A 24,536-nucleotide genomic window follows, 5' to 3' on the forward strand; every position below is an offset into this window, starting at 1 on the left:
ATGAATGTTTGACATGATCCATGAATGGTGGAAAGGGGAGTGTGGACAACGCTGTGCAAAACCTCACGGAAGCTTCACATCCGCGAAGCACGATCCCGCCAGGTCGATCGGACCTTTGTCCGCACATCGGAACCGCGATGAACACCTTCCTCCGCAAGTACCATACGAGCCTGCTGACCTTCGGGATCTACCTGGCCTTGACGGCCTTCGCCCTGATGGTGTCGCTGGGGCTGTTGTGAGGGGCAGCGCAAGGCCGGCCCCTGGTACAGGTATCCGGTTGCCCGGTCACCGGGTAGCTCGGCCCTAGGATTACCGGTTTTCAGGTATTACTTTCCCGGGCCTGTCAACGGATCTTCGCTGCCATGTCCGCCGGTCGTATCCTGCTCGTGGACGACCAGTCCCTCGTTCTGGACGGTCTCGAGGCGCTCATCGGTACGCAGCGTGACCTGGTGATGGTGGGCAGGGCCCTGGACGGCAGGGAGGCGCTGACGCGTGCCGCTGAGCTGCAGCCCGATGTGGTGCTCATGGACATCAGCATGCCGCAGATGGACGGCATCGAGTCCACCCGGGCCATGCGGAAGGTGAGCCCGGGGAGCCGGGTGCTTGTGCTCAGCATGTACAACAACCGGGAATTCGTCCATGAGCTGCTGGACGCAGGAGCGGCGGGGTACCTGTTGAAGAACACGGGCAAGGAGGAGCTGCTTCACGCGCTGCGCGTGGTGGCCTCCGGTGGCGAATATCTGGGCGAGGCGGTGCGGGCGGTGATGCGGCAACCCGATCGCTTCCGACAGCGGATCGGCGACAAAGGGTACATCCCGCTGACCAAGCGCGAGAAGGAGATCGTCCAGCTCATCTGTGCCGAGCTGAGCACGACCGACATCGCCGGACGCCTGTTCATCAGTCCGCAGACCGTGGAGACCCATCGCAAGAACATCCTGCAGAAGCTCGACCTTCACAACACCGCCGGCCTGGTCAAGTATGCCATGGAGCGGGGCTGGGTGCCGGGCATCGCCTGATCGATCGCTGACCGACCAACACCATCACCATCATGTGGGATATCGAGATCGTCCTTCTGAAGAAGCGGGGGGCCTATGTGGCCATCTGCACGCACCCACCGGGGTATGCAAGGAATGCCGAAGTGGCGAAAGGCTCGGCCAGGGATGGCTATGTTCTCGAGTACGAACGCACGCCCGGGGCTGAGGCCGGTGAGGATGTCTGGCGGTTGCGCCTTGCCCACAGCCCTGACGAACGGCTGGACATCCAGGTGCGCGCCCTCGTGGGGGGCAAGGAAACGCACGAGGAGACCGCGACGGTGGAGGCCAGCAAGAAGGGCTGAGCCCCTGGATCCGAAAGGACTGGTCATGGGTGCGCGACAGGGGCGGATCCTAGCACTGGGAGCGCTGCTTATCCTGTGCATGTGCGTCAAAGCCCAAGCCCAGCACCGGGGCTCCTCCTCTCCGCTTGCGCCGTACTACCGTTCCGAACAGAAGCTGCGCGAACGTCGTGATCTGGCGGGGGCTGCACGTCTTGCGGACAGCCTGGAGGCCTTGGGAGCTCACGCACCCCAGCTGGCCCGCTTCGGGCGCGTGGTCCGTGCCGACCTCCTGAACATGAGCGGGCATCCGGACCAGGCCATCCGGCTGCTGGAGGTCGACCTGCCTCGGATGGAGGATCCGTTCGAGCTCCGCTACCTGCACGCCAGGGAGCATGGCCGTGCGCTGGTCAACCTCCACATCGACTCGCTCGCTTCGCTGTCCCTGCGGCAAGCGCTCGCACTGGCCGGGAGCGGTTCCCATGACCGCGAGCGCGCGGACTGTCTTCTTCTCCTGGCCGAGGTGGATCGGCAGCACGGCCGGTATGAGGAGGCCCTGGCCGGATTCATCGAGGCCGAGCGGATCGCCATGCGCGCGGGGTATTCCAGGGGGGTCTGCATGGCCCTCAATGATCAAGGGAACATCAACTATTACCAGGGGCGCTGGCCCGAGGCCTTGGACAAGTACAGGGTCTTCCTCGGGTGCGCGCGCGCGGCCGGTGAGGCCGCACTGGTCCGCAAGGCCCTCAACAACATCGGTAGCGCGATCGCCAAGCAGGACGGCCCCCTGCAGGCGATCGCCCATTATGAAGAGGCGCTGCGGGAGAACGGCCCGCTCGGCGACACGGCCTTCGCGGCCAGGGTGGAAGCCAACATCGGCACCATGTACAAGCGGCTGAAGGACCTTGACAAGGCGGAGGCGCACCTCCGGAGGTCCCTCGCCCTGCACAGCGCGATCGGGGACACGGTGGCGCAGGCCTCCGGGCTGTTCTTTTTGAGCGCGGTGCTTTGGGAACAGGGGCGTACCGACAGTGCGCTGGCCACGGTCCGGCGCTCCATCGAAAGGGCCCGCCTGCGCCAGGATGCCGAGCGCATCGCCGAGGCGGAGGAGCGCTATGCCCGCTGGCTGCGGGAATTGGGGCGGTATGAGGAGGCCTTCAGGCACCACGACCATGCGCAGGCGTTGCGCGACTCGTTGAGCACCGTGAAGGAGAGCGAGGTCGTCCACCGGCTCGAGATCCAGCATGCCACGGAAAAGAACCGTCAACGGTTGGCGCTCACGGAGGCCGAGCTCGACCGCGCGCGCTCGGAGGCCGGACGCCGCAGGGAGCAGCGGAACCTGCTCCTGGCGCTGGCCGCGCTGTTGGTGGTCATCGCCGGATTGCTGGTGCGGTCCATCCGCCAGCAACGCCACCTGCGCCGGAACGAGCAAGCACTGCACGACCAGCAGGTGGATGAGCTGATGCGCGGGCAGGAGCTCCGTGTCCTGCAGGCCACGGTGCGCACCCAGCATGAGGAGCGGGAGCGCATCGCCAAGGACCTGCATGACCGGCTGGGCAGCCTCCTGAGCGCGGTGAAGCTTCAGTTCGGTGCCTTGGAGTCGCGCATCAGCACGGTACGGGAGGAACAAGAGGAGCAGTACGTGAAGGTGTACCGCCTGCTGGACGAGGCCGTGTCGGAGGTCCGCCGGATCTCCCACGACATGCTGCGCGGATCGCTGGCCCGGAACGGATTGGTGAACGCCTTGGAGGACCTCCGCGACAGCATCGTGCTGAAGGGCCGGTTGGAGGTCGAACTGGACGTGTTCGGGCTGGAGGATCGCCTGGACAGGTCGTTGGAGGTGACGGTATATCGGATCGTGCAGGAACTTGTGACCAACGCCTTGAAGCATGCCCGGCCTTCAGAGCTGTCCATTTCAGTGACCCGCGGACGAGGGCGCCTCAGCATCATCGTGGCGGATAGCGGATCGGGCTTCGACCCTTCGAAAGGAGCGGACGGGTTGGGGCTGGTCAACGTCCGACAACGTGCCGGCGAGCTGGGTGGCCACGTCCAGGTGGACACCACATTGGGCAAGGGCACCACCGTCAGCGTGGAGATCCCTTGTTCGTGAGCGGCCGTCCGGTGGATCCCAGCGCCGATCGCGCCACCCGATCGGTGGTCAACGACCACTGGTGCGATCGCTGAGGAATCCGCCCTGATCTCCCGATCCCGGCTCTGTGTGCCCCGGTCCAGGCCATGAGCGGCCCGGGGTATGGGAGCGGACCGCTCGCTCGGTGGCGGTCTTTTCCACGGGCGACGGCACGCGTCGTGGACAGGAACTGAGCTTGGTCGCAGGCATCGGATCCCCGAGCAGCAAGGGTCTTCCGGGGGTGCGTGACCTGGTGACCAGGGATGGCGATGAACACGGATCACCGCTGGGTGCTCGGAACGGAAGGAACCGCTATCTTCGCGCCCCGTTCGGGGTGTAGCGCAGCCCGGTAGCGCACTTGCATGGGGTGCAAGGGGTCGCTGGTTCGAATCCAGTCACCCCGACAGAACGGAGGCCGTCCCGATCGGGGCGGCCTTTCTGTTGATGGCATGGCGTTGTTCTACGTGCTGTATTCGGCGGAATTGGACCGCTACTACATCGGTCATACCACAGAGGCCATGGAGGGGCGGCTGCGCAAGCATCTGTCCGCCCACCGCGACACGGGCCGATCCATGGCCCTTCCGTTCTCGCGCCGATCCTGCGGATCGGAACTTCATGCATGGACCGACAGGGTGATCCGTCGAATTCGCGGGGTCCACCGTGTGGTGACCGGTCCGGGTATCGTCAAGGAAGCTGCTGCACCTTCACGCTGGTCGGAACGGAGCCGCCGATATTGGTCAGGATGATGTCGCGGTCGTTGCTGGGGCCGGCGTACTTGATCACCCCGTCCAGGTTCACGTCGGTGCCCTTGTAGCCGCTGCTGATGGCCGTGGGGACGGTCCCGCCGATCTCCGCCAGGATGGGGTCCCTGTCATTCCCCGCTCCCACGTACTTGATGAGGCCGTCGAACGTGACATCACCGGCCCAGAGCACCATGGTACCGCCCAGGTCCTTTCGGGCACCGGTCCCGTAGGTGGTCGTTGTCGGGCTGGTGAGGTCCACCATGATCGGACCGGTCGCAATATGCACGGGGTCGGCGGTCATGCAACCGAGGTGGTTGCGATGTCGCACCGCGATATGGTGGTCGCCGGTGTGGGCGCTGAGGTCCAGGGTGGAGACGCCATCAAGGTCCACCACGTCGCCGTCGCGCTGCAGCAGGGCCGGTCGGCTGTGCACCACCGTTGCGGGCAGTGCGGCATCGCGCAGTTCCACCACCACCCAGTCCACGATGGCGTCGGACCCGGACGCAGCAAAGGCGCCCGGGTCCGCACTTACGCCACCCCCGGTACCCGTGTACGAGTAGGATAATGCGGTGTACGGTTCGCCGGAAGGAAGAAGAAGGGTCGCACGCAGGTCGTCGTCCATGAGCCCGCTACCGGTAACATAGGGCCCTTCCAGCATGACCCGAAGGGCGAGTGCGGCAATGCAGTCCGGACCGGAGAACGCACAACTTCCATCATCGCAGACGGCGTCAGGGTCGTAGTTGCACGCGTAGGGGTTGGTGCATCCGGGCGAGGCACAGCCGCCATTGCTGACCGTGAGCACGCCATGGTCATGCAGCACGACCGGATCCCCTTCATTGAAGAGCGACGAGAGGAGGGTGACCGTCGTGGTGCCTGACGTGAACGCCGGGAGCACCTCGAAATGCGCGTAGCCGATCACACCACCGGGCTGGAAGGGGTCCGCACTGGCGGCCACCACCGACAGGGTTCCTGCGGAGGTCGACGTGGCCGCCAGCCAGCCGTCGCTGAGCGTGCCGATGCTCTCCCACGCAACGAAGGCGAGCCGCGTCGCATCGAAGCCCACGTCGATGGAGAAGGCCCGGACATCCTCGTTGTTCACGGAGGGCCCCAGGGTCACCGGGACCCAGACGTCGCCGCCCACCGGAGCCTGCACGTCCTCCACCTTCAGCAGCGCATCCCACACATGGATGGTGCCTGTGGAGGCGGTGTTCCCGATGGCATCGATGAGCGAGATCTGGACCGTGCCGTTGTCCAACGCCGTGAAGAGCCCCGCCGCGTCGATGGAACCGACGGTGGGGTCTGACACCGACCATGCGACCGGCGGGACCACCGCGCCGGTGGTCGCGAAGAGAAGGGTCAGGCCCGCCTGAACACTGCCGGTGCCCGGGGTGATGCCGATGGCAGGCAGGTTCTGGAAGCTGAGGGAGCCGGTGGCCGCGCGCACGTTGTGGGTCTCATCGAACAAAGCGCCACCGATGCTCAGCGTGTAATTGCCCGCACCGGGGTCCGGCTTCTCATAGCGCAACCAGCCGAGCGTATCGGTCCCCATGGGGCTTCGAGGCATGGCATCGGCGAAGCTCAGGTACACGGAGGCGCCGGAGGTGTTCGTCTGGAGGTTCATGCCATCCAGCAGATACCCGGCCACATCCAGGCCGGTGAACTGCAGCGCCGTGTGGCCATCGACCCGGATGTCACCCGCGTAGAACCCGGTGCCGGAGGGGTCCTTCATGGTGAGCGGCACGCGCAGCTCCTGCGTGGTGTAGCCGGTGGCGCTCCCGATGTCCAGGTCGAAAGTGCGCACGTCATACCAGCCCGAGTTCGTACCCGTGTTGCTGATGGCATCCTCGGCCTGTGCTTTTCCGAGACCCTGTGCCACGGCCGTCCAGCTACCTCCGCTCACCGTGCCCACTGCGGGATCCGTGGAGGAATAGAGGTAGGGGGCCGTCCCACCGGACGCGGTGAGGGTCAGCGCCTCGCCGGGGATGAGCACGGCCGAGGCCGGGTTGACCGTGATCACCGGACCGGGGGTCACGCTCACCGAGCCGTTGGTGAAGGAGAGGGTGGGGCTTCCTTCGTTGAACAGGTTGGAGCCCGCCGGGGTGAACTGGATGTTGGTGCTGCCGGTGCTGTTGGCCTGGAAACGCAGTCGAAGGAGCGTGCCGCTGCCGCTCAACGGCGCGGTGCCCGCCCAGGCGATCAGCACCGTGGTGGTGGCGTTGGCCACGGGTGTGCCCACGCCATGGAGCAGGTCCCCCGGATCCACGATCACGTTCTGGAAGGTGCAGGTGGAGGGCTTCGTCACGCTCAGTTGAAAGCTGCGCACATCAAGGCCGGTCAGGTCCGTGTTCACCACGATGGGCAGGTCGAAGACCTGGCCGGGATGCACCCCGGTGGCGGTACCGGCCTGGAGGTTCACCGATTGGGCCCACAGGTCGATGCCCATCAGGAACGTGAGCAGGATGGCGGATAGGCGCATGGCTCGGGTATTGGAGGGTGAGGGGGACCATCAACGGAGCACCACACGGCAGTGCATCGCGGCCTCGCCCTGGAGCAGGTGGAGCACGAACACGCCTTGGAGCTGCGTGCCCAGTTCGCTCCGGTCCACATGGACGGTCTGCACCGAGCCTTGGGTGGTGGGGCGTACCATGCGGGCAAGCACCAGCCGGCCGCGTTCGTCATAGAGCCGCAGCTCGACGGGCGCACCCGGTGAGAGCGGCGACCAGGCAAGGGTGAAGCCGTCGACCGCAGGCATGGGATAGGCCATCGCCTGACCGGGCCGCAGGGCTTCCGGATCGATGCCGGTGCTGATGGTCGGCTGGATGATGACCTCGCCTGCGACCGCGGTGGCCGTGACGTCCACGTCATCCACCAGGACGTTCAGCAGGGTCAATTCCGTGGTGGTGAACTGGGTCACACCGCTGTCCGCCACGAGATGGAGCCGCACCACGGCGCCGTCCTGCGTGAGCGGATAGGCGCTGGCGCCGGCCAGGATGAGCGTGCCGCTCCCCGGGGTGCCTTGGGCCAGCATCCAACCGGCGGGCAACAGGCTCTCCACGTCGATCAGTTCGATCAGTGCAGGGTCGAACGCGAGCGTGAGCTGGAACGACAGGACCGAATCCACCCCCATCAGGGAGAGGTCCAGCGCGAAGCTGTCGCCCGGTGCCACCTGCGTGGAGGAGAGGAGTACAGCGGCCGGGTCCAGCATGGGAGCATGCTGCTGGTCACCACCCTGCACACTTGTTTCCGCCGGGAAGTTGGGGATGAGCCCCACGGTGTACTGCAGGATCAGCGTGGCGTCACCGGCCGTGACCGAGGTGTTGGCGTCCACATCGGCCACCGTGGTCTGCAGGGGTGTCAGCGTGATCGCGCTCACCACGCTCTGAAGCACCAGCGAGGCGTCGTAGGCCTGCACGGCTCCGTTCAGGCTCACGTCGCCCATCAGGGGTGAGATCGGTCCGGACGCGAAGGGTTGATAGTCCACCTGGTCGGTCACACTGATGCCCGTACCACCCGGGTTGCCGCTGTGCGTGGGGCCGCTCGGGTCGCCCCAGTAGCAGTTCGTCGCGTCGATGTTGAAGGTCTGGCTCACGTTGTACACCCCGTGGCTCGTGATGCCCATCAGGTCGCAATGGTTGATCACCGGATCGCTGAGGCCTTCAGCCCGTACACCATAGTAGGCGTGCTGCAACAGGCTGTTCGTGATGGTGGGCGAAGCGCTCTGGCAACGGATGGCGCCCGGGTCGTTCACATTGCTCCGCTGGGCATAGCGCACCACGCAATGGTCCATCTGGCAGTCGGCGTCCACCGCACTGTTGGCGAAGGTGATGCCCGCCCAACTGCTGGTGCCCACTCCGCTGCCGCCATCACTGTTGCTGTCCCCGCCATAGAAGTCGTCGCGCTCGTGGGTGAACACGATGGTGTTCTCCGGACCGCTGCTGCCCAGCGCGAAGAGGCCGCGTTGCACGGTGAGCGACTTGCCGTCGGCGAACTTGCACATGATCCCCGGCGCGATGGTCAGGTCCGCATTGGTGCCCACCGTGAAGCCGTCGCGGAAGAAGTAGGGGATGTTCGTGATGCCCGCGAGATCGATCGGGTCGAGGGAGGCGTCCTGGAGCAGCGTCTCGTTCTCGATCCAGATCATGCGTTTGGTGCTGCCGGTGATGTTGCATCCGACAAGCACATCGGGGATCGACAGGATGCTCGTGCGGAAGGGGGTCTGCGCAAGGTCCGTGAACGTGCAGCCCGCCACGTGCGGCCCCTGGCTGCCCAGCGAATGGATGCCGGATTCGAGGTGGTCGAAGGTGCAGTTGCTGATCGTGGGCGCGGCGCTGGTGGTGAGCACGCCCTTGTTGCGGTAGCGGAACAGCACATGGTCCACCACGCTGGCGTCGTCCGCCGAGGATCCGAACTCCACGTAGCAGGCGTTCCGCCATGGGCTCAGGTCCACGGTGGGGCTGGTGGTGTTCCCGTCCTGGTTCATGTCGCCCGGCAGGCCGAAGGCGTCATCGTACCGGTGGGTGAAGATCACCGGGTTCATCGCGGTGCCCTGGATGTCCAGGCGGGCTCCACCGGTGACAGCGATCTCGTAGCGGCTCCCTTCTCCGCCGATCGAACTGTAGGAGTTGGGATGGAACTTGAACACGGTGCCTGCGGGGATGATCACATGCGCCCCGCTGGTCACCGCGATATCTCCGTTCACGAAATAGGTGGCGGGAAAGAACGGCCCGAGCTGATGATGGGCCAGGGTGCCACTGGTGGTCCAGTTCTCGGCCCGCAGGCCGATGGCGAAGAGCGAGACATTGCTGATGGTGTTGTTGCTGAGCGTGGGCGTGGCGAAAGCGCTCATGAACACCGGAACGTCATCGATCAGGTTGATGAAGTTGTTCTGGATGATGGGCGAGGCGGTGCCCTTGATATCGAACGCAGGAACGTTGCTGGATTGGATGACGCAATCCTCCACCGTGCCTGAGCAGTTCTCGAAGATCACCACCCCGTTGAAGTCGGAGATGTAGACCGTGGACGCATACCGGAACGACACGAATTGCAGGTGGTTCAGGAGCCCGTTGGACCCGGCGCGGAAGGCGATCCCGGCGTTGTCCCCGTTCTGCGGAACGCTGCCGTTCGCATCGTTGTTGGTGTCGCCGCCTTCGGAGTCGTCCTTGAGGGAGGTGAAGATGATGGGCTCCGTGCTGGTGCCCACGGCCACCAGCGCACCTTGGATGTCCCACCGCTGGACGCAGGTGGGGCATCCGCTCACCTGCGTGGCGGTGCGCCACTTGATCACGGTGCCCGGCAGGATGGTGAGCGTGGCGCCGGCACCCACGGTGAACCCGGCGGAGAGGTAGGGCAGTACGCCGTATCCGTCCACGTTCAGCGGACCCAGCGTGGCGTCGCTACCGAGCGAGCAGGCCAGCACCTGTGCGCCCATGAGCGCGTTCGTGGAGGCGACGGTGATGCTGCTGAAGGTCGGCGCGGCGCCGGGACCGATCGCCAACACCGCGTCCGTGCACCAGTCGATGGTGCAGTCGCTGATCGCGGGATCGCTGTTGCCCACGAAGGAGAAGCCGTATCGGCCGTACTCCACCTGCACGTTCTCCACCACCCCTCCGGCATCGGAGAAGTGGATCGCGGCCGTGTGGTCGTCGCTGGCCACACAACCCGTGCGACCCGCGTACCGCACCCGGGCATGCTCGATCCGGTTGAACCCGTCGTCGGCCGTGGCGTTGAAGCGGATGCCATACCAGTTTCCGGTGGCCGGCACGGTGCTGTTGCCGTCCTGGTTGGTGTCCATCGGGTCGCCGAACAGGTCATCACGCCATTCGGTGAAGATGATGGGCTCGGTGGGGGTGCCCACGGCGTGAAGGCCGCCGTTGACGATGATGCGACGGGCATTGGGGCCCATCTTCACCACCACACCGGGGTCGATGGTGAGCTGAGCGCCGGCCGCCACCGTCAGGTCCCCCAGGATCACCTGCGTCACGTTCGTGTGTGTGCCCAGGGACCGCTGGGCCATGGTGCCGTTCACCGTCACGGTGCCACCGATGATGCCCAGAGCATCGAGCCCCACGTTGTTCAACGTGATGTTGGAGAAGGTGGGGTTCGCAGTGGCCTGGATGGCCACGGCGGCCTGGGTGTAGTTGTTGAAGGTGACATCCGTAAGTGCGGCGGCCGACGCTTCGCCGCCTTCGTAGCCGTAGGTTCCGTCGTTGAAGGAGCAGTTCGTGAGCGACACCGCACCACCCCGGTCGAACACCGTCCAGGGGCTCACGAAGGGTGCGCCGGAGATGGTGTTCCCGAAGAGGTTGCTGACGTTGCCCATGCTGTAGCGCATGTCCACATGGGTCATCGTCAGCGTCCCGCCGATGTCCACCGCGATGCCGCCGGGCCGGTTGCCGGTGGTGGTGGGCAGGCTCGTGTTGCCGTCCTTGTTGGTGTCGTTGGGGTTGCCCACGTTGTCATCCGCCACGCTCGTGATGGTGATGGGCTCCAGCAAGGAACCGTTGAGCAGGAGCGTACCGCCCACGTGGATGTCGAACTGGCCGTAGGTCTTGATCACCAGACCCGCGTCCACGGTCAGGGTGAGCCCGGCGGGGATGATCACATCGCCGAGCAGCACGTAGGTCACGTTCGGTGTTCCGGTCACGTCGCGCTTGATCAGCGTGTTGTCCGCGGTGAGCGTGGTGGCGAAGAGGCCGATGCCATCGTACTGGTTGTCGATGAAGCTGAAGGTGTTGTTCAGGAAGTCGGGGGCGCAGTCCAGCGTCATGGCGATGGGCGTTGAGAGGCTGCTGCCGAAGGTGCACGCCCCGATGAAGGCGGCGCTGCCGTTGCGCAGGGTGATGCCCGTCCGGTCGAACTGGAAGACGCACTCGGTGAAGCTGGGCGCGCTGGCGTTGACGTCCACCCCGCCGTAGGTGACCGATCCGGAGACCTGACCCGCGTACTGCACCCGGCAACGCGTCATGGTGCTGGCGGAAGGGTTCGTCCCGGAACCGAAGCGGATGCCGTACCAGGATCCGTGGGCCGGTGCATTGGCCGAGCCGTTGCCATTGCTGTCCCCTCCGGTGTTGTCATCGCGGTAGCTGGTGAACACGATCTCCTCTCCGGGGTCCGCATCGGCGGCCAGCGTTCCATTGATGGTGATGGTCTTATTGTCCTCCACCTTCACCTTCGCCTGTGATCCCAGGGTCCAGGTGACGCCGCTGCTCACCGTCAAGCCGTTGTCCAGGTAATAAGGGATCTCCAGGCCGTCGTAGGTGCGGTCCGCGCCCATGGTGGAGTATCCGACCTGAACGGCGGGACGCGTGTTGCCGGTGAAGGAGTTCGCCCCGTAGGTGGTGTTCGTCAGGGTGGCGAAGTAGCCCAGGAAGATCGGGAAGTTGCTTCCGCTGATCGAGATGCCATCGATGGTGCAGGCACCGCCGCCCAAATGAAGCCCCGTGGTGGCGCCGTTGATCGCGGTACCCGACACGGAGCAGGTCCCGCTGTTCACGAACACGCCGTAGGTGACATCCTGGATGCTTCCTCCGGTGAGCGTGGTGCTCCCGTCGGAGTTCAGGTAATGGCCGGTGAGCGTGCAGTTGGTGAGCGTGGCCGTACCGTCGGTGAGGACGTTCACCCGGTTGCCGTCGCTCAATGTGCAGCCGTCGAGGTCGATGATGCCCCCGGACCCCGCACGCAGCTCCCAGGCGTTCGCGGCACCGTTCGGGCTGAACGTGGCCGAAGTGGCCAGCAAGCTTCCGTTCACCGTCAACGAGGTTGAGTTCAACAGCACCTGTACGCCGGCTTCCACCGTGATGGTGACCCCGGAGGCGATGGTCGTAGCCCCGGTGATCGTGTAGGGCGAGCCGGTGGTCGTCCACGTGTCATCCACGAGGAGGTTGCCGGTGATGGTGGTCTGGGCGTTCGCGTGGACGAGCCAGGCGAAGGCCAGGAGAACGAGAAGGTGTCGCAGGGTCTTCATGGGGGCCAGGTTGGAGGGACCAAAGCAACCGGGCCCCGGAAGGGGGTACAATACCGGATAACCGGTAATTCGCTCCGGATCCGGGGCACCGTGTATGGCGGACATCAGGCAGCTGCCGGAGCGGATGCGCAAGACCTTCCGGCGCGCGGATCGGGACGTGTGGCAGGACGGTCCCCCGGTCGTTGGTGGAGCGCGGGCGATCCGGTCCCGGCCAGCGCGCAGGTGCCTGCTTCAACCGTTGGTCACCGTCCGTTCGATGCGGATCCGGTGGGCCGATCCTGGGAGGGAACGGTACTTTCGCACCCTCCTTCCCACCATGTCCGATCCCCGTCATCTGGTCGTCCCCGGCCTCGTCCTTCTTCTTTCGCACTGCACCCCGCAAGCGGGGCAGGATGAAGGAAAGGGCCAACAGGTGGACGCCTCCCAACGCTCCTCCGCCACCATGGACGTCCACAGCGCCGCACGGCCCCGGAAGGCCGTCATCACACACCTGCACCTCGACATCTCCGTGGATATGCAGGCGCGGAGGATCGCCGGTGTGGCGGGCTATGCGCTGGCGCCCGGACATGGTCCCCGCATCGTGCTGGACACCGACGGGCTGCGGATCGATTCGGTCACGGACGGCGGAGGTCGCCCATTGCCCTATACCCTCGGCGAAGCAGGCCCCCTGGGTGCGGCGCTCGAGGTGGAGCTGCCCGGCCAGGTGGACAGCATCCGCATCGCGTACGCCACCGGTCCTTCGGCACGGGCGCTTCAATGGTTGAGCCCCGCACAGACCAAAGGAGGGCGGCATCCCTTCCTCTTCACCCAGGGTCAGGCCATCCTCACCCGCAGCTGGATCCCGATCCAGGACAGCCCGGGCATCCGGTTCACCTACGAGGCGGATGTGCGGGTCCCCGGTGGGCTCATGGCCGTGATGAGCGCGGCCAATCCGCAGGACCGGACGGCGGATGGCGTCTACCACTTCAGGATGGACCAGCCCATACCGGCCTATCTGATGGCCCTGGCCGTGGGGGACATCGACTTCAAGCCGATCGGCGCACGCACGGGCGTCTACGCGGAACCTGAACTGGTGGAGAAGGCGGCCTGGGAGTTCGCGGATATGGAGGAGATGGTGGAGGCCGCCGAGGCGCTTTACGGCCCGTACCGATGGGAACGGTACGACGTGCTGGTGCTCCCGCCCAGCTTCCCCTTCGGCGGCATGGAGAACCCCCGCCTCACCTTCGCCACGCCCACCATTCTGGCCGGCGACCGGTCGCTCACCGCCCTCATCGCCCATGAGCTGGCGCACAGCTGGAGCGGCAACCTCGTCACCAATGCGACGTGGAACGACTTCTGGCTGAACGAGGGCTTCACGGTGTACTTCGAGAAGCGGATCTGTGAACGGCTCTATGGCCCGGAGTACGCAGGCATGCTCGCGCTGCTCGGCTATCAGGACCTCCAGCATTCGGTGGAGCGCTTCACCGCGGATGGCGCGGTGCAGGACACCCGGCTGAAGCTGGACCTGGCGGGGCGCGATCCCGATGATGGGGTGTCCGACATCGCCTATGAGAAGGGGTACGCGTTCCTGCGCCGGTTGGAGGAGGAGGTGGGTCGCGAGCGTTTCGACGCCTTCCTCCGCGCCTACTTCGACCGCTTCGCCTTCAAGGCCATCACCACCGAGGAGTTCCTGGCGCATCTCGATGAACATCTCGTTCGACCCCTCCGCGTGCAGGTGGACGTGAAGGAGTGGGTGTATGGGACCGGAATTCCGAAGGACCTGGTGGTGCCGGTGAGCGACCGGTTCCTGAAGGTGGAGGTGGAGATCGAACGGTGGCGGACCGGCACCCCCGCGAACGAATTGCACACCACGGGCTGGAGCACCTTCGAGTGGATCCACTTCGTGCGGCATCTGCCGGACAGCCTTGATGGCGACCGCATGGCCGACCTGGATGCGGCCTTCGGCTTCACGCGCTCGGGCAATGCGGAGGTGGTGGCGGCCTGGTTGGAGCAATGCGTGCGCAACGACTATCCGCCGGCCTACGAACGCCTGGACGCCTTCCTCACCGAAGTGGGGCGCAGGAAATTCGTGCAGCCCCTGTTCGAGGCCCTGCAGACCAGTGAGAAGGGAAGGGCCATGGCCAGGAACATCTATCAGCGTGCGCGACCCAACTATCACTCGGTCACGGTGCGCACGATCGACGAACTGCTGGACTGGACGCCGATGAGCGATCCGGTCACCCTCTGATCAGCCGAAGCAACGGCGCAGCACCACCGGGTCCAGGGCGTGGCCGCCGGGGAACAGATGTCGCTCTGCGGTGATCCCGGCCGCCGCAAAGCGCTCGGCGTTCTGCTCCCACTGGACCGAGGGCACCAGCGTGTCCTGTTCGCCGTGCACCAGGTCCACCCGGCAGCTTCCGAAGGCCCGCGTCAGCTCGTCGCGCTGCAGCTCGGGTGGCAGGCTTCCGCCCCAAAGAACGACCTGTGCGGGCCGGTGTTCGCTTCGTGTGAGCCAGCGCGCCACGGTGGCCACACCCTGGGAGAATCCCAGCACGTGCAGCGGGCGGCGCCCGTCGGCGGGCTGAAGCAGGTCCACCAGCGCGTCCAGGTAGTGCACATGGTCGTCGATCTCGTGCGCGCGGTCCTCGCGGGTCATCCACGTGGCGCCCACGCGTTGATGCGCCGGATCGAGGTAGAAGCGGCTCAAGCCCTCGGGGGCCACCACCGCATCACCACCCGCCACGGGGGCGAAGGCGTTCAGGAAGTAGCGGGCCAGCTGCCCGTAGCCGTGCACCACCACCCAGAGCCGCGACGCGGTGCGTGGGTCGCCAAGCTGGTGGTAGCGGGCCGTGCGGCCCACGCGGATGAAGTGCTCCTCCACGGCTAGTAGCTGAGCAGCTCGTTGAGCGCCACCGCCACCTTGTCCGCGCTGGGGATCATCGCCGCCTCCAGCGTGCTGTTGAGGGGGATGGCGGGCATGTCCACGGCACCAAGCGTGCGAACAGGCGCATCGAGGTGTGCGAAGCACTGGTCGCCGATGCGGGCGGCCAGGGCCTGGGCGAAGCTGTTGGTGAGCTGCTCTTCCGTCACCACGAGGCAGCGACCATGTGCACGCACCTGCTCCATCACCGTGTCCTCATCCAGCGGCACCAGCGTGCGGAGGTCGATGACGGTGATCCGTCCCGCGAAGCCCCTGGCGGCGGCCTGGGCCCAGTACACGCCCATGCCGTAGGTGACCACCACCGCCGCCTGCCCGCGGGACACGGCATCGGCGTCGGCCTGCAGCACGATCCGCGCCTTGCCGAAGGGGATGATGTAGTCCGGTGCGGGCTCCACGCTCTTCGCCTCCTCGGTGCCCTTGATCTTGCTCCAGTAGAGGCCCTTGTGCTCCAGCATCACCACCGGATTGGGGTCGTGGTAGGCGGCCTTCATCAGGCCCTTGAGGTCGGCGCCGGTGCTGGGGTACGCGATCTTGATGCCCTTGATGGTGCACAACACGCTCTCCACGCTGCTGCTGTGGTAGGGTCCACCGCTGCCGTAGGCGCCGATGGGCACGCGGATGATGCACGAGACCGGCCATTTGCCCACGGTGAGGTAGGCGCTGCGGGCCACTTCGGTGAAGAGCTGGTTGAGCCCCGGCCAGATGTAATCGGCGAACTGCACCTCCACGATGGGCTTGAGACCGGCGGCGCTCATGCCCACCGTGCTGCCGATGATGAAGGCCTCTTGGATGGGGGTGTTGAACACGCGGTGGTCGCCGAAGTCGCGCGCCAGCGTGGCGGCCTCGCGGAACACGCCCCCCAGCCGGGCGCCCACGTCCTGTCCGTAGAGCAGGCAGCGCGGGTCGTCCTGCATCAGTTCGCGGATGGCGAAGAGCGCGCAGTCCACCATCACGGTCGGCTGGCGGTCCTTGGGTGCGCGTTCGCCACGTTCCTCGGTCACCGGCGTCGGTGCGAAGGCATGGGTTAACAGGTCCTCGGGGGGCGGGTCGGCCGCGGCGCAGGCCCGCTCGAAGTCGGCCTTCACCCGGGCGATGGCCTTCTGTTCGATCTGCTTGAGACCGTCGAGCTGCAGGCGCTGGTCCAGGCAGTGCTGCAGCAGGCGGGGGTGCGGGTCTCGCTTGCGGTGTTCCGCCAGGTTCTCCTCGCTGCGGTAGAACTCCATGCGCACCCCGCTGGTGTGGTGGTTCAATAGCGGCACCTTGGCATGCACCAGGAAGGGACGGCGCTCCTGGCGCACCGTGGCGATCACCTCGCTGAGCGTAGCGTGACAGATGGAGAAGTCGCTGCCATCGATGCTGCGCACCTCAAGCCCCTTGAAGCCTTTGGCGTACTCCGGTGCGTCGGCCACACGGATCTCGTCCGCACTGGCGCTGATGTCCCATTCGTTGTCCTGGACCAGGTAGATGATGGGCAGCTTCTTCAGCACGGCCATCTGGAAGGCCTCGGCAACCTCGCCCTCCGTGATGGAGGCATCGCCCAGCGAGCACACCACCACCGGGGGGGCGTCATCCGCCGAACCGTTGCGGTCGTGGGGGATGCCTGCGCGCTCCTTGTACCACAGGCCCAGGGCGATGCCCGTGGTGGGGATGGCCTGCATGCCGGTGGCGCTGCTCTGGTGCGGGATACGCGGCATGCCTTCGCGGCGCAGACTGGGGTGGCCGTAGTAGGTGCGGCCGCCGCTGAAGGGGTCGTCGCGTTTGGCCAGCAGCTGCAACATCAGCTCGTAGGGCTCCATGCCGATGCCGAGCAGGATGCTGTCGTCGCGGTAGTAGGGGGCCACGAAGTCCTGCGGCTTCAACTGCAGGCCGAGCGCGATCTGGATGGCCTCGTGGCCGCGGCTGGTGGCGTGGACGTACTTGCTGGTGAGCTTGAAGTGCTCCTCGTACAGCTCCGTCATCGCCTTGGCCGTGCACATCAGCTCCCAGGCGCGCAGCAGGGTGTCGCGGTCCGGCTGGTGGGCGCTGCGGTTGTCGGCGGCTTTCGGCTTGGCGGTCGCGGGCATGGACACGGTTCAGGACCCGCGAAGTTAGGGGTCCGGGGGGAGGTGGGAGGACGGTATCAGTGAGCCGTTCCGTCCAGCTTAAGTTCACACACGTTGAAGTGTAGCGTATCGGACCTGTCGATGATGAAGGTAATGGTGCATGAATCCGTCCAACTGGTCGTGGTCGAGATCCTGTCGCCATGAAGCACCAGATGAACGGGATAGTAGGGTGGACCGGCCCATCCCAGGCATTCCTGACGCACCAAGTGATATTCATCAACGCGCCATTCTTTGACAGTCCTACACGTTTCGCCAAAGGCATACGAGATCATGAGGAGGAAGGCGATGCTGCCCACGGTGGCAAGCGCGACCAAGCCAAAGACCGCCCAACCGAAGACCTTCCACTTCCTCCGGATGCCCAGCCATCCGAGGAACAGTAGAGCGATGATGCACCCGAGCTGGATCGCGATCATGTCAACTCGTGGATCAACAACATCCCTTGTGTCAGCCCCGCGGATCGCATGCGTCGTCCGAAGCCATCAGTATGAGGTCTTTGGATATGGCTTGTGGCAGGAAGGTTGCGAAATCCACAACGGGGGAGGTGGCGCCTTGTCGGCCCATGCAACTGCAACATGGAACCTCCTGTTGCGGTCCTGACCGTCGCATGGAAGCAAGATAGCATGGCTGGTGGCCCGTTGAAACATCGCTCTGGCCTCAGTTCATGGATCGCACCATGCCTGGTGAGAGCCGTAGCTGAAATGCTCCGGTACAGGCGGATCTCCTCCTCGGTGTCCTGAGCCGCGTCGCTTGCCTCATCGGAACGGCCCGCGGCCCGAGACCGGCTCCGCGCCGCTCCCCGCCGCCAGGCGCCGCCGGTGTGATCGCCAACACGTCACCGGACGGCCGGTCTACTTTTGGCCATCATTCAACAGTCCATGGACCGCAGAGCACACGAGATCGACCACCGCATCGTCGGCGACGACATGCAATGCGTGGAGATCACCCTTGATCCGCAGGAGACCGTCATCGCCGAGGCGGGCAGCCTGATGATGATGGACGACGGCGTTCAGATGCAGACCATCTTCGGCGATGGCAATGGACAGGAGCAAAGCTTCATGGGCAAGCTGTGGGGCGCCGGCAAGCGGGTGCTCACGGGGGAGAGCCTGTTCATGACCGCCTACACGAACCAGTCCACCGGTCGGCGGACGGCGTGGTTCGCGGCGCCGTATCCGGGCAAGATCCTGCCCATGGACCTGCGCGACCACGGGCAGCGGCTGATCTGTCAGAAGGACTCCTTCCTCTGCGCGGCCAAGGGCGTTTCGGTGGGCATCGAGTTCCAGCGGAAGCTCGGCACCGGCCTGTTCGGGGGCGAGGGCTTCATCATGCAGAAGCTCGAGGGCGATGGCCAGGTGTACATCCATGCCGGCGGTACGGTGGTGGAGCGCCAACTGGCCCCTGGCGAGGTGCTGAAGGTGGACACGGGCTGTCTGGTGGCCATGACCTACGGCATCGACTACGACATCCAGTTCGTGGGCGGCATCAAGAACACGCTGTTCGGGGGCGAGGGCCTCTTCTTCGTCACCCTGCGCGGGCCGGGTCATGTGTGGCTGCAGAGCCTGCCCTTCAGCCGCCTGGCGGACACCATCGTGGCCGCTGCACCGCGCGCCGGTGGCCGCCGCCGCGAGGAGGGCTCCATCCTCGGCGGGCTGGGCGGACTGCTGGACGGCGACAACTGAGATCGGGCGCTGCTCCATCGCATGGGCCGGTACCCCCGGCCCATGTGCATTCCAGCAGTGGGTCACTCGGCCCGATCCCGTCGCGGTCCCCGGTCCAGCGCGTTCAGGAAGCTCTCCACCACGGACAGCAGCAGGCTGAAGCCGAGGGCCCACCAGAAGTTGCGCACCACGAAGCCCGGCACGAGCTCGGCGGCGAGCAGCACCACCGCGGCATTGATCACGAGCAGGAAGAGCCCCAGCGTGAGGACCGTGGCGGGCAGCGTGAGCAGGATGAGCAGGGGCCGCACGAAGGCATTAAGCAGACCGAGCACGGCGGCGGTGAGCAATGCGGTGAGCACCCCATGGGTCTCGCCCAGATCGCCCAGGCTGACGCCACTGAGCAACAGGTCGCAGATGAGCACAGCGATGGTGGTGATGATCAACCGGATCAAGGCCTTCATGGGCACAAAATAGGCAGGGGCCTCCATGAGGCCCCCGCGTGTCGGTCGATCCGTATCAGTGCTTCACCAGCTTGCGCGGCGTGGCCTTGCCATCCAGCGCCACCACGAGGAAGTAGGTGCCATCGGCCTGGTCGCTGAGGTCCAGGGTGCGCTCGTAGCGGCCCTTGAACCCGGTGATGGTCTCGTGGTAGATGCGGTCGCCCTGAGCGTTGTGCACGTCCACCACGAGCTCGCCGCGCTCGGCCACGTCGAACTGGATGCGGTAGAAGCCATCGCTGGGATTGGGGGCGCAACGCAGGTCGCCGAGGTCCGGCGAACGGTCAAGGCCGGAGACCCCTTTCCGCTCGAGCAGGGCCCGCTCCTCCGGCGACACCTCCACCGTGCCCACTTCCACGTGCATCTCCCGGAGGATATCGCTGCGCATGGTGCGGCGCAGGTGCTCCATTTCGCGGCGCAGTTCCTCCATCTCGCGGCGGATGGTGGCGCGGTCCTCATCGGGCAGCGGGGGAAGGGGGGCCAACGGGGCCATCGGAGGCATCACCCACGAGCGCATGCGGCGTTCGCCCAGGGTCCCGGTGAGGGTGCGTCGTTCGCCATCGCGCAACACCTCCACCTGCACGGCCGTTCCCGGCTCCATGCCGGCGATGCGTTCCGCCAGGTCACCGAAGCCGGTGATCGGCGCCTCGTTGATGGCCACGATGCGGTCGCCCGCCTGCAGGCCCATCCGCTGGGCGGCCGAACTGTCCACCACGGAACCGACGCGCGCACCTTCACCGCTGGTCTCCGGACCTTCATCACCGTTCACGCCCAGGAAGGCGCGTGGCTTCACGGTGAAGGTCATCGGTGGAGCCTCCGGCTCATCCCACCTGTCGAACTCGAAGGTGAATTCCTCCGGGTCATCGGTCGTCTCCCCGAGTGTCACCTGGCGTTCCGAGCGCTTTCCATCGCGGAGCACCGCAAGCGTGACCACATCGCCGGGCTTGTGGGCGCGGATGCGTTCGGTGAAGGCGGCGAGGCCACCGGCCGGATCGCCATCCATCGCCACCACCACATCCCCATCCTTCAGGCCGGCCTTGTCGGCCGGTCCATCCTCGATCACCTTGGTGAGCACGATCCCCTCGACATCGGCCTCCTTGCGCCCCTTGCCCTCCTTCGGCGCATTGTACATCCCGAGATAAGCGCCCAGGTAGCCGCGCGGCTCCTGAGCGCGTGCACGCGCCATGGCCTCATCGCGGAGGGCGAAGGCGAGGCTCATGTCCTTCAGGGTGCCGCCATCACGAAGGCGACGCAGGTCGATGATCAGGTTCTCGTCCGCACCGATGGTGCCCAGTTCCTCCATCACGCCCAATTCCTGAAGCGCGTCCTGCAGCGATCGTTCGTCGTTGAGGTCGAACTCGCGTTCGATGCGGGAGGTGCGGCCGTCCTCGGTGGTGGTGATCTCGATGCGCACCTTCCGATCGTCGGCACCATCATCGGATTGGGCGGGCAGGACGAGCGGGATGCAGACCAGGGGCAGAAGCGTGGAGCGGAGCGAAGCGTACATGGTGGTGGGACTTGCACCCAAAAGTACCCGGGGCCCCGCGGGGGGGCGGTGTTAAGGAACGTTAGATCGTGTTAAGCCTTCCGCCGGTCCTACGGACGGATCAGCAGGCCTTGCCGGACGACGCCATCCGCCTCCAGCCGCACGATGTACGCGCCCGATGCGGCCATGGTGAGGTCGATGGGCACCTGGGTGCGATGGCCTGCGGCCAGCGTGCGCACCGGTCGCCCGGCCGGATCGAACACACGCGCCACGCCGCCCGCTCCGGCCGGCCGGTCGAGCACGAGCACATAGGAGCCATCCTCTGCTGTCGGGCGCAGGTCGAGAGGCTCGGATCCCGCCGGTTCGTCGATCGCGGTGGCCGGTTCCAGGCCGATGTCGTCCAAGGCCATATCGCTGTATGGGGAGTTGCCGGTGATCCCCCGGAAGCGAGCCGACACGGTGCTGCCGGCGTAGGCCGACAGATCTGCGGTGCCCTGCCGCCACTGGTCGCCCTGGTCGCCGCTGATCATCGGAACGATGTCGGGCATCAACACTCCGTCCACGATGAGGTCCACATGCAGTTCACCCTGGGTGGCACCGTACAGGTGGTACCAGAAGCCGAGCGCGTAGGCGCCCTGTGTGGGCAGCGTGAGGCACGGGGTGTGCAGGTCGGCGCGGCGCGCACTGCAGTAGCCTGAGGACTCGAGGTAGAAGTAGCGTCCGCTCGCGGTACCGAGCGTATGGTCCGTTGCCGGGCCGGTGGACGCGGTGGGCGTGCCCTCAGCGTCCACGCGCCAGTCGATGTCGTCGTCGATGCCGTTCCGCCCGTTGAACAAGGTGCCCACATCTGCGCAGGCGAGGTCGCAGAGGGCCGAGGAGGAGCACAGGTCGAGCCCTTCGCCGTTCTCCATGAAGGGGAGGCCCGAGGCGTCCATGGTGCTGTACACCTCGGTGGTCAGGGTGTCATTCGGGGGGAAGGACTCGTTCTGTGCGGTGGCCCACACACGCACGATGCTGCTGTCATCGTCCGTCAGGCCGTTCAACGGGGTGGTGAAGTTCACCAGCACGCTGTCCCCTGGTGCGATGAGCTGGCTCAAGGACTGGGTGGTGACCGGGCCGTTGTTCACCTGACGGCCCACGGTGAAGTCCTGCACGGGCAGCAGACCCTCGTTGCGCACCATCACGGAGATCGACGGTGCGGGATGGCATTGGAGCACGAGCGCTCCCGGCTGCACCAGGGCCACCGCCGCAAGGTCGTGTTCGGCCTGGCAGTTCACGAGCTGCTGGGGGCGTGGCAGCGCCATCGAACGCCGTGCACGCGCGCCGTTCGGCGCGATGGCCGTGACGGCGAACCAATCGTCGTGCGCGGCGTGGAGGCCGGTGAAGGTGTGGGTGGTGCCGATGGTGAAGCCCACGCTGTCCATGTACTGGGCGCCGAGCTTGTGCAGGATGTAGCCGCTGGCCTGCGGTACGGCCGACCAGGAGATCCCCGCGCTGTCGATGCAGTTGAACGTGACCTGCAGGCCGTCGGCCACGGGTATGATGGTGAAGGGGCCGCTGATGTCGGTGGTGCCGTTGCGCTCCACACGGAACAGGGCGTTCTCCACCACCACGTTGCCCAGGCCCAGGTCGAAGTGGCGACGCATCGCAGGGACCTGCGGATAACTGCTCCAGGTGATGCCGCCATCGAGGCTGAGCGACACGTCGAAGGATGCCGTCCCTTCGAGCGCATCCCAACGGAAGCGATGGCTCTCATCGGCGGCCACCACATCGCCGGCCAGTGGATAGGTGATGCGCGGTCCTTCGGGCAGGAACTCGTGCACGAGGTAGTACGCCTGCGGACCCGCCGGTACGTTGCCGCCGGTGACCGTGAAGCTCCAGGTGCCCTGCACCGGTGACGGCACGGCCACCTGTTCCACGTTGTTCACATGGTCGGCGCCACGCTGCGCGGGTGCGGCGAGGATGCCGGCCACGGGCGTGTTGTCGAGCTCCCAGGGTTGGTGGGTGACGGATTGCGGGTCGGTACCCAGCAGGTCAAGGTCGTTCACGAGCGCTTCAGGGGCCTGCAGCGAGGCCGCGGGGTCCATCCAGTACAGCATCACGCGCAGCTCACCCACGCCGGCAGGCACCTCGATGGTGTGGACCTGCTGCTGGCCCTGGTCCACCGTGCCGGTGATGAAACGCTCCTCCACGATGGCCTGCCAGGCGCGTGACGTGTTCAGGCGCCCCCAGCCGTAGGTGTAATCCGGCCCGTCGTTGCCGAGGTCATCGGCCGTGTTCAGCACCAAGGCCTTCAGGAGCCCGCTGCTGGGATCGTTGCCGAACAGTCCGCGCCAGCCCTGGTAGAGCACGGCCAGCGAGCCGGCCACGCCGGGCGAGGCGGCCGAGGTGCCGCTGCCGGTCATGTAAGCGTTGTCCGGGGCGTTGCTGATCTGGCCATTGCCGTACGCGCTGATATCAGGCTTCAGGCGGCCGTCGGCGCTGGGACCTCGGCTGCTGCTGTTCACCACCAGGTCGTTGTCCGTGAGGTTGGCGGTGGCGATGCAGTTCTTGGCGATCTTGTGTCCACCGGTGATGTTGCCCCAGTCGCTGCCGGCGCCGTAGCCACAGTCCTGCCCGCCATTATTGCCGGCGGAGAACACCTGAATGAGCGCGGGGTTGGCCACGGTCTCCTGGTCCACCTGGCGCGTCACCGTGGTGTAGCCCCCGTTGCATCCGTCGCTGTAGGAGCTGTTGAAGATCACGGCGCCGTTGTTCTGGTGCAGCGTCACCGTATTGGGCAGTGCCCCCTGGTACTGCCGCACGATGATCTCTGCGCCGGGCGCCATGCCCACGTTGCGCGGGTCGAGGTTGCCCGCCGAGCCCACGATGCCGGCCACCATATCGCCATGGTCGCCCACCAGGTCCTGGGCCACCGAGCTCTGCGCGGTGCGCCCCTTGAAGTCGATGTGCGGCCCCGCGAATCCGTCGTCGTTCACCACCACGGTCACACCGCTGCCGTCGAGACCGCCGGGTGCGCCGGGTACCGGGGCGATGGGGTTCACCCGATGGAAGGTGCGGCCGCGGATGTCCTCGGGCTCGCCGGTCACCGGCGCCGGAGCCACCCACTGCACGACAGGGCTGTCCAGGAGCTTTCGCAGGGTGCGGCCGGTGAGCTGCACGATGCGCGAACCTTCGGAACCCTGCTCCTCATAGGGAAGGTGTTCCAGCACAGGTGATCGGTCCAATGAACGGCCTCCCAGGTCGGGCCAGGGCACCACGGTGACGGCCACCGAACGGCCGCGCCAGCCCTTGCCGGTGAGCGCGGTGCGCAGGGCGGGGTCCAGCTTGTCCTCCGCGGTGGGTGCGTGCCAGGCCATGAGCCCGGCGGTGCGCAACAGGTCGCGATCGATGTCGGCGGGCATGGAAACGGTCCACGCCTGCGGTGTCAGCGGGTCCAGGAACCGCACGCCGGAGGTCTCCAGCCGCGCACGTTCATCGGCGTTCAGCGTGTGGTCGAAGGCCAGGTAGCGGTGGATGCGGCCCGCGCGCTGCTCACCCCGCTCCGATGGCAGCGGACCGGTCCCCGGGCGCAGGGCCTCGAGGATGACCGGGCCGGAGCGCAGTTCCAGGGTCACGGACTGGCCGAAGAGGGGAGCGGCAAGCAACAGGAAGGGGATCGCGGACAAGCGCATGGGCCGAAGATCGGATGACAGGGTGCACGTCGGCCTCCCGCTTGAACATGGAAGGC

The 24,536-nt window shown here is 66.1% G+C and carries 14 protein-coding genes and 1 tRNA gene; 7 read left to right on the plus strand and 8 right to left on the minus strand.

The window, feature by feature from the left end; translation table 11 throughout:
- The first annotated feature begins 362 nt into the window (after nt 1–362).
- The 5 genes from IPM49_17150 (at nt 363) to IPM49_17170 (ending at nt 4,186) form a co-directional block, all read left to right on the plus strand.
- The gene (locus IPM49_17150; GenBank protein MBK9276250.1) at nt 363–1,016 is read left to right on the plus strand and encodes a response regulator transcription factor; all 654 of its coding nucleotides are present in this window, start codon (nt 363–365) and stop codon (nt 1,014–1,016) included.
- A gap of 32 nt (nt 1,017–1,048) precedes the next feature.
- Nucleotides 1,049–1,336 carry a hypothetical protein gene (locus tag IPM49_17155; GenBank protein ID MBK9276251.1) on the plus strand — a complete coding sequence of 96 codons (288 nt, stop codon included), beginning with the start codon at nt 1,049–1,051 and terminating at the stop codon, nt 1,334–1,336.
- A 79-nt stretch (nt 1,337–1,415) separates the two neighbouring features.
- Nucleotides 1,416–3,422, plus strand: a complete 2,007-nt coding sequence (locus IPM49_17160; protein MBK9276252.1) for a sensor histidine kinase — start codon at nt 1,416–1,418, stop codon at nt 3,420–3,422.
- A gap of 348 nt (nt 3,423–3,770) precedes the next feature.
- Nucleotides 3,771–3,844 (plus strand) — tRNA-Pro (locus tag IPM49_17165).
- Between the two features lie 45 nt (nt 3,845–3,889).
- The gene (locus tag IPM49_17170; protein MBK9276253.1) at nt 3,890–4,186 is read left to right on the plus strand and encodes a GIY-YIG nuclease family protein; all 297 of its coding nucleotides are present in this window, start codon (nt 3,890–3,892) and stop codon (nt 4,184–4,186) included.
- On the opposite strand, the gene IPM49_17175 is transcribed toward IPM49_17170, so the two are convergent.
- Both IPM49_17175 and IPM49_17180 read right to left on the minus strand, forming a co-directional pair.
- Nucleotides 4,125–6,659, minus strand: coding sequence for an Ig-like domain-containing protein (locus IPM49_17175; protein MBK9276254.1), 2,535 nt, complete (start codon nt 6,657–6,659; stop codon nt 4,125–4,127). The two genes, IPM49_17170 and IPM49_17175, sit on opposite strands and share 62 nt — an antisense overlap.
- 30 nt (nt 6,660–6,689) lie before the next feature.
- Nucleotides 6,690–12,146: a hypothetical protein gene (locus tag IPM49_17180; protein MBK9276255.1), complete on the minus strand. Its 5,457-nt coding sequence runs from the start codon at nt 12,144–12,146 to the stop codon at nt 6,690–6,692.
- 316 nt (nt 12,147–12,462) lie between these two features.
- Between IPM49_17180 and IPM49_17185 the strand changes: the two genes are divergently transcribed.
- Nucleotides 12,463–14,373 carry a M1 family metallopeptidase gene (locus IPM49_17185; GenBank protein MBK9276256.1) on the plus strand — a complete coding sequence of 637 codons (1,911 nt, stop codon included), beginning with the start codon at nt 12,463–12,465 and terminating at the stop codon, nt 14,371–14,373.
- On the opposite strand, the gene IPM49_17190 is transcribed toward IPM49_17185, so the two are convergent.
- From IPM49_17190 to IPM49_17200, 3 genes are read right to left on the minus strand one after another with little or no spacing between them, the layout of a single operon-like run.
- Nucleotides 14,374–15,006 carry a dienelactone hydrolase family protein gene (locus IPM49_17190; protein MBK9276257.1) on the minus strand — a complete coding sequence of 211 codons (633 nt, stop codon included), beginning with the start codon at nt 15,004–15,006 and terminating at the stop codon, nt 14,374–14,376.
- A 2-nt stretch (nt 15,007–15,008) separates the two neighbouring features.
- Nucleotides 15,009–17,129 (minus strand): tungsten formylmethanofuran dehydrogenase, encoded by a 2,121-nt coding sequence (locus tag IPM49_17195; GenBank protein ID MBK9276258.1) that lies wholly within the window; start codon nt 17,127–17,129, stop codon nt 15,009–15,011.
- Between the two features lie 56 nt (nt 17,130–17,185).
- Nucleotides 17,186–17,581 (minus strand): hypothetical protein, encoded by a 396-nt coding sequence (locus tag IPM49_17200; protein MBK9276259.1) that lies wholly within the window; start codon nt 17,579–17,581, stop codon nt 17,186–17,188.
- Between the two features lie 462 nt (nt 17,582–18,043).
- On the opposite strand from IPM49_17200, the gene IPM49_17205 reads away from it, so the two are divergent.
- Complete coding sequence (locus tag IPM49_17205; GenBank protein ID MBK9276260.1) at nt 18,044–18,844, plus strand: TIGR00266 family protein; 801 nt, start codon at nt 18,044–18,046, stop codon at nt 18,842–18,844.
- 62 nt (nt 18,845–18,906) lie between these two features.
- On the opposite strand, the gene IPM49_17210 is transcribed toward IPM49_17205, so the two are convergent.
- The 3 genes from IPM49_17210 to IPM49_17220 all read right to left on the minus strand — a co-directional run bounded on the left by IPM49_17210 (nt 18,907) and on the right by IPM49_17220 (nt 24,480).
- A complete protein-coding gene (locus IPM49_17210) occupies nt 18,907–19,284 on the minus strand; it encodes a phage holin family protein (GenBank protein ID MBK9276261.1) in 378 nt (125 codons plus the stop codon).
- Nucleotides 19,285–19,339: 55 nt separating this feature from the next.
- Complete coding sequence (locus IPM49_17215) at nt 19,340–20,827, minus strand: PDZ domain-containing protein (protein ID MBK9276262.1); 1,488 nt, start codon at nt 20,825–20,827, stop codon at nt 19,340–19,342.
- A gap of 89 nt (nt 20,828–20,916) precedes the next feature.
- Nucleotides 20,917–24,480: a S8 family serine peptidase gene (locus IPM49_17220; protein ID MBK9276263.1), complete on the minus strand. Its 3,564-nt coding sequence runs from the start codon at nt 24,478–24,480 to the stop codon at nt 20,917–20,919.
- Nucleotides 24,481–24,536 lie beyond the last annotated feature (56 nt).

It is taken from the genome of Flavobacteriales bacterium, assembly GCA_016715895.1.
In the GTDB taxonomy this organism is placed as follows: Bacteria; Bacteroidota; Bacteroidia; order Flavobacteriales_F; family PHOS-HE28; genus PHOS-HE28.

Excerpts from the sequence above, each read along its gene's own strand:
- IPM49_17150 (MBK9276250.1), top strand. The coding sequence starts at position 363 with ATGTCCGCCGGTCGTATCCTGCTCGTGGACGACCAGTCCCTCGTTCTG.
- IPM49_17155 (MBK9276251.1), top strand. The coding sequence starts at position 1,049 with ATGTGGGATATCGAGATCGTCCTTCTGAAGAAGCGGGGGGCCTATGTG.
- IPM49_17160 (MBK9276252.1), top strand. The coding sequence starts at position 1,416 with ATGTGCGTCAAAGCCCAAGCCCAGCACCGGGGCTCCTCCTCTCCGCTT.
- IPM49_17170 (MBK9276253.1), top strand. The coding sequence starts at position 3,890 with ATGGCGTTGTTCTACGTGCTGTATTCGGCGGAATTGGACCGCTACTAC.
- IPM49_17175 (MBK9276254.1), bottom strand. The coding sequence starts at position 6,659 with ATGCGCCTATCCGCCATCCTGCTCACGTTCCTGATGGGCATCGACCTG.
- IPM49_17180 (MBK9276255.1), bottom strand. The coding sequence starts at position 12,146 with ATGAAGACCCTGCGACACCTTCTCGTTCTCCTGGCCTTCGCCTGGCTC.
- IPM49_17185 (MBK9276256.1), top strand. The coding sequence starts at position 12,463 with ATGTCCGATCCCCGTCATCTGGTCGTCCCCGGCCTCGTCCTTCTTCTT.
- IPM49_17195 (MBK9276258.1), bottom strand. The coding sequence starts at position 17,129 with ATGCCCGCGACCGCCAAGCCGAAAGCCGCCGACAACCGCAGCGCCCAC.
- IPM49_17200 (MBK9276259.1), bottom strand. The coding sequence starts at position 17,581 with ATGATCGCGATCCAGCTCGGGTGCATCATCGCTCTACTGTTCCTCGGA.
- IPM49_17205 (MBK9276260.1), top strand. The coding sequence starts at position 18,044 with ATGGACCGCAGAGCACACGAGATCGACCACCGCATCGTCGGCGACGAC.
- IPM49_17210 (MBK9276261.1), bottom strand. The coding sequence starts at position 19,284 with ATGAAGGCCTTGATCCGGTTGATCATCACCACCATCGCTGTGCTCATC.
- IPM49_17215 (MBK9276262.1), bottom strand. The coding sequence starts at position 20,827 with ATGTACGCTTCGCTCCGCTCCACGCTTCTGCCCCTGGTCTGCATCCCG.
- IPM49_17220 (MBK9276263.1), bottom strand. The coding sequence starts at position 24,480 with ATGCGCTTGTCCGCGATCCCCTTCCTGTTGCTTGCCGCTCCCCTCTTC.